We start from the raw sequence: 4,955 nt of genomic DNA, 5'->3' as shown, positions 1-4,955 counted from the left end.
TCGTCAATAAAGATAATATGACCGACGTAATCAGAATAAAATATATTCGAATAAATAGATATAATTAAATTTCTAAGTATTGGTAAATTTGGATTTGGAAGGGGTAGATAGTGGGTCATAGAGTAAGTTGTTTAATTGAAACTGCAACAAAATAACCCTTTTAGGAGAATACGAGGTGAGGAGATGGGTATTTTACGAGATGTAGTTGAGCTGCAAAGAAGTGGAAGCACAGCAGATGTACAGGAGTTGGCAAATGGCTTATACGAGAAGGAAACAGCAGAAGCGGAAGAAAGTAGTGAGGCCGAAGTTCAAGAGTAAAGAGGTCATTATAGATAATATAAAATTTGATTCTAAGAGTGAAGCAGCGTATTACCAATACTTAAAGGAACGGGAGGATGTCGCTCGCATAGAATGCCATCCATCCTACACCTTAATACCAGCTTTCGAGATTAAGAGCAGTCTTACGAAGCGTGGGAAATCAAAAAAGTCAGCTATGAAGTTTACACCGGACTTCTGAGTAACATACTCAGATGGGCATGTGGAGGTAGTCGATGTAAAAGGTAGTAAGAAGGCAATAAACGATGGGTTCCCAATACGAAAGAAGCTATGGGAGTACATAAATAAACAGGAGTTAATCGTAGCGATATGGGATGACGATATGAAGGAGTGGACAAAATCGTAAAGGGGATGAATGTGTGATGTTCTCTTATTCAGTAACGAGAACATAAAATTTCAATTACCACAATCAAAGTGAAAAAACAAAAATGACAATAGGGGGATTCTGATAATGACAACAATCGGTAAATATCAAAATTTAGGTGAAGAAATTGCAATGATGGAAGTAGAATTGAAGGATTTGAAACTAGAACATAAGCATTTAATGAGAAATATGCATATGAATGCTCCTAAGTTTAATGGGACAGTGGACTATGGGAAAGAGCGAGTTACTGGTGGCCAGATACCGATGACATTAGATGAAATTGCAACGAAACAAGGAAAAATCGCTGAGAGGGTTAAGTACTTAAAGGAGCGTATAGAGGATAAAAAGTCTTTAATGGATGAAGCACGCTTTATTCTCGGTAGTATGAAAGGGCTAGAGAATAAAATTATTTATTTACGCGACGCTATGGGAATGAATTTAAAAGAGATAGCAGATCAACTTGGATACACGCATCAGTATATTAGAAAAGTGAGTTGTAGAATGAACAAAAGAGTCAACACTCAGTCAACACATAGGCAACACTGCTCTTGATTAATCGCTGATATACTAATAGTAGTTAGAAGTGGCGGAAAACACTTTTGATAAACGTTCAAGATAACCGATATGAACACTTGTTGGAATGTTTTTTTATTTTCTGATCGTCATTCAATTCTCCAAACGGTTGGTTGGTGATTGAATGAATCTTTTATTTTAACAAATTAAACGGGGAAACAGTTTGGTTGGCTGTTTCTTAGTGTACTAACGAGATTAGTATAGTGAGAAGGTGGAGCTGACATATCTTTATGATTATTCAATTGAATCATACAATTAGTTAAAGAATTCATCCTTTAGAGTTTACTCCTCCGTTATAATTGAGCGCAGATAAGTAATTTGATCTGAAAAAGACTGAGTATAAGGTTTACTTTCATAACTTGAAAAGTAGAGTATATTGACTATATAATAAAGATACAGTATGAATTATTCGTATCCGAATATTCTTTTAGTGTATATGTATATTCAATATATATTGCTTTACAAAGAAAAAAATCTTTTAGTGCGTCAACACTAAAAGATTTTCATTAAAAATACTACTTTTGTTCTTTACTCATGTTAATCATACCCATAACTACCATGAGCAAAGAACAAACTGCAGTGACAGTGAGTGCATCCATATGTATTCACCACCTTATAAAACTTTTCGTATTGGCCTACGAAAAGTTTTTTTATGATTAAATTGAATTAGGAGGTAATTTCTTCATAGCTATATTTAACCACATTTCCCCACATAATTATAGCAAGCATATTTTTAAAAAATTCTCCACTGAATCTTTTGAAAAAATAAGTGCAAAACTAACTTACATGCAAAATTGAAGAGTTTGATTTTACAATCTATTCTAAAATCTGGTAAGTTTGATTTATAAGGGAACCGGGATCTAATTTTATGAAATAAAGGGGAAAAGTCACGCTGAAAGAAACTGAAGTATTAAATTATTTAATCAATGCTACATGCTTTATACAGAATCCATATGAAATAACAAATAAACCAATTATAAAGAAAGAGCTAACTGAACGTGGCTATTTAATTGATATAGATGCTGTTAAATTGACAGAAAAAGCAATGAGGTTGTTAAACGATTTCTACAATGAGAATTCCAGTAGAATGATGAGAGTTCTTGTGAAATTAAAAGTTCCAGGAAAGTATATCGATTGTGATGTTATATGTAGCGAAATGGATATGGAAATTCTTTATATAGAGTACCTTATGAAAAGATTAAAAGAAGATAACAAAATTTACTTCCGTACAGGAGAAGATTTTGAAAAGAAAATCAAATACCTGTTAGGTTAGAGGGAGAATATCAAGCACCCAATTTGGGTGCTTTTTATTATGTAGAAAATACACAGTATCGATAAGAGAAGATAAGGAGTGAGTGGGGATGGAGGATAGAGGACACTTATACGAGCGTATTGTACTTTACACTGCATTTTGGAAGAACTATCTTATTTCAGATGCGTATTACTTGAAAAAGATTAATTTAGTTTCAAAGCCCCACGAAACAAACTAACACAGCTGACGAAAAGTAAGTGAGGGAAGGAGGTGTATATGAACGATGCGAAATTCACGATTCATGCTAAAGGTAGGTGTGAAGATGCCACTGAGCAAGTTAATACATTGATAGCTACTGCCATTTATTTATTAGCTGCTTCTGATCCCGAAACAGTAAATAAGTTTTTGTCTTATCTGAAAGAAAGTGAAGTCAAGCTTATAAAACAGATACAAGCAGGATTAGAACTTAAATTTGGGAATGATAGTGTCTCATAAACAATTGTTTTTGAGAAGGATAAAACAAGAAGAATTTAGTTCGTATAAACCGCTTAACTTCGTTATCAAAACTATTGTCAAAATCAAACTAACTTTAACTACCCTTTATGATAAAATTATTATGAAAAGGGTAGGTGATTTTATGAATTCATACATTTATGGTTATGCGAGGGTAAGTACAAAACAACAAGATTTAATTCGTCAGATTGATATGCTTCAAAATTATAAATGTACTGAAATTTTGACAGAAAAAATGACAGGTACAAAAAGTGATCGACCAGAACTTAACCGACTGAAAGATAAAATCAGACCAGGAGATACCTTAGTGGTTGAAAGTTTTTCTAGGTTAGGACGAAGTACAAAAGATTTGATTGAACTTGTTGAATACTTTGAGAGTAAAGATGTTAAACTTATTAGCATTAAAGAACAATTTGATACGAATACACCGCAAGGTAAATTGATGTTAACCGTCTTCCAAGCATTTAGTCAATTTGAAAGAGACTTAATTGCTCAGCGGACTCAAGAGGGTTTGGAAAGTGCAAGAGCAAGAGGGAGAGTAGGTGGACGTCCTCCTGTTAAAGATAGCTTTATACAAAGGGCATTGAAGTTATATGATTCCAAAGAATACAGCATACAAGAAATTGTGAATATGACGGGTATTAGTCAAGCAACGCTATACAGGTACATACGAAAAAATAAACAAATACAACACAATAAAGAAACTGAAAGCAAGTCATGACAAGAGGAGTATTTGCTTATGTAGAGAATTATCCTATAAAATAGAAATAAGAAAAGACAGATAGAGAGGGGAAACCCATGTCCACAAATTTGGTGAATTTACGAATTGACTTTGCTTTTAAACAGTTATTTGGAACAAAAGGAAACGAAGAAATTCTAATTGGGTTCCTAAATGCAATTTTAGAAGAATCCTTAGGTACACCTATTGCATCACTACAATTAGAAGACCCACATCTTCATAAATCTTATGAAGATGACAAGTTATCTATTTTAGATTTACTAGCAACACTCGACAATGGTACACAAGTAAATATTGAGATTCAGCTCCGAAATACACATGACATGATAAAGCGATCTTTATATTATTGGAGTAAGCTTTACACATCCCAAATGCAAGAAGGAATGCCTTATCGTTCACTTCGGAAAACAATCACCATTAACTTATTGGATTTCATATTGTTTTCCTCTGATGATTCATTTCAAACTATCGGAAAATTATGGAATGCAAAGAGACGACAGGTTTTAAGTGACGATATCGAAATCCATTTTGTCGAAATTCCAAAATTAGTTAGGCAATGGCGGGAAGAAAAAGTAAATCCATGGGAAAATACATTTGTTCGTTGGATGTTATTATTGCCAGCTCATGAAGATGAGCAGTTAACTCGAACATTGGAGGAGATTGCGATGACTCAAGATCCAATTTTACAAAAGGCAATCAATAAATGGGAAAATATGAGCCATGATTCTTCTTTTCGAACAGCTTATGATGCACGTGAAAAAGTACTTCTAGATGAACAAGCTAAAATAGCTCATGTTCGTGAAGAAGGTAAAGAAGAAGGTAAACTAGCTGAGCGTGCACAGTTAGTTCGTGGTATGCATAAAAATGGAATGCCATTAGAAGATATTTCAAAGTTCACCGGTATCAGTACACAAGAAATACGGAAGTTATTACTATAGGGGGTACCGCCAGCATTTTGGAAAAAAAAAACGCTAAGAGCATACAAGATTTTATACAGTTTTTCGGCTAATTAGGTAACAACCGAGAACCCTAAAACCGCGCCAGGATAGAAATGTATAAAAATATGAATAGGGTTATAGAAAAAGAAAAAGGCGAATTCCTTTTGAAAATAGGGATTCGCTTTTTTCTTGCTACTGATAATGATGTGTTATGTTAACCTTACATGTATAGAATATACA

Annotated in this window: 8 protein-coding genes and 1 pseudogene; all 9 read left to right on the top strand. The window is 33.7% G+C overall.

Features of this window, described 5'->3' with window-relative positions; all coding sequences use genetic code 11:
- Positions 1-183: 183 nt before the first annotated feature.
- The 9 genes and pseudogenes from BAMA_RS25485 (at position 184) to BAMA_RS22995 (ending at position 4,715) form a co-directional block, all read left to right on the top strand.
- Entirely contained in the window at positions 184-318 is a 135-nt protein-coding gene (locus BAMA_RS25485; RefSeq protein WP_265182763.1) for a hypothetical protein, read from the top strand.
- Positions 254-517 (top strand): DUF1064 domain-containing protein, encoded by a 264-nt coding sequence (locus tag BAMA_RS25570; protein ID WP_338022322.1) that lies wholly within the window; start codon positions 254-256, stop codon positions 515-517. The genes BAMA_RS25485 and BAMA_RS25570 overlap by 65 nt, the downstream gene beginning before the upstream one ends.
- A gap of 21 nt (positions 518-538) precedes the next feature.
- Entirely contained in the window at positions 539-682 is a 144-nt protein-coding gene (locus BAMA_RS25565; RefSeq protein WP_338022321.1) for a hypothetical protein, read from the top strand.
- 105 nt (positions 683-787) lie between these two features.
- Positions 788-1,252: a hypothetical protein gene (locus BAMA_RS23015; RefSeq protein WP_034644344.1), complete on the top strand. Its 465-nt coding sequence runs from the start codon at positions 788-790 to the stop codon at positions 1,250-1,252.
- A 1,108-nt stretch (positions 1,253-2,360) separates the two neighbouring features.
- On the top strand, positions 2,361-2,546 hold the full coding sequence (locus BAMA_RS23010; RefSeq protein WP_034644342.1) for a hypothetical protein: 186 nt from the start codon (positions 2,361-2,363) through the stop codon (positions 2,544-2,546).
- An 88-nt stretch (positions 2,547-2,634) separates the two neighbouring features.
- Positions 2,635-2,763 (top strand): hypothetical protein, encoded by a 129-nt coding sequence (locus BAMA_RS25480; protein ID WP_265182762.1) that lies wholly within the window; start codon positions 2,635-2,637, stop codon positions 2,761-2,763.
- Between the two features lie 38 nt (positions 2,764-2,801).
- Positions 2,802-3,020 (top strand): hypothetical protein, encoded by a 219-nt coding sequence (locus tag BAMA_RS23005; protein WP_034644340.1) that lies wholly within the window; start codon positions 2,802-2,804, stop codon positions 3,018-3,020.
- 142 nt (positions 3,021-3,162) lie between these two features.
- Positions 3,163-3,756 (top strand): annotated as a pseudogene (locus BAMA_RS23000) (recombinase family protein); the annotation flags it as partial.
- An 80-nt stretch (positions 3,757-3,836) separates the two neighbouring features.
- Complete coding sequence (locus BAMA_RS22995) at positions 3,837-4,715, top strand: Rpn family recombination-promoting nuclease/putative transposase (RefSeq protein ID WP_034644337.1); 879 nt, start codon at positions 3,837-3,839, stop codon at positions 4,713-4,715.
- The last annotated feature ends 240 nt before the right edge of the window (positions 4,716-4,955 follow it).

This window comes from Bacillus manliponensis (genome assembly GCF_000712595.1).
Lineage (GTDB): Bacteria > Bacillota > Bacilli > Bacillales > Bacillaceae_G > Bacillus_A > Bacillus_A manliponensis.
This window is presented reverse-complemented; position numbering and strand designations above follow the sequence as displayed.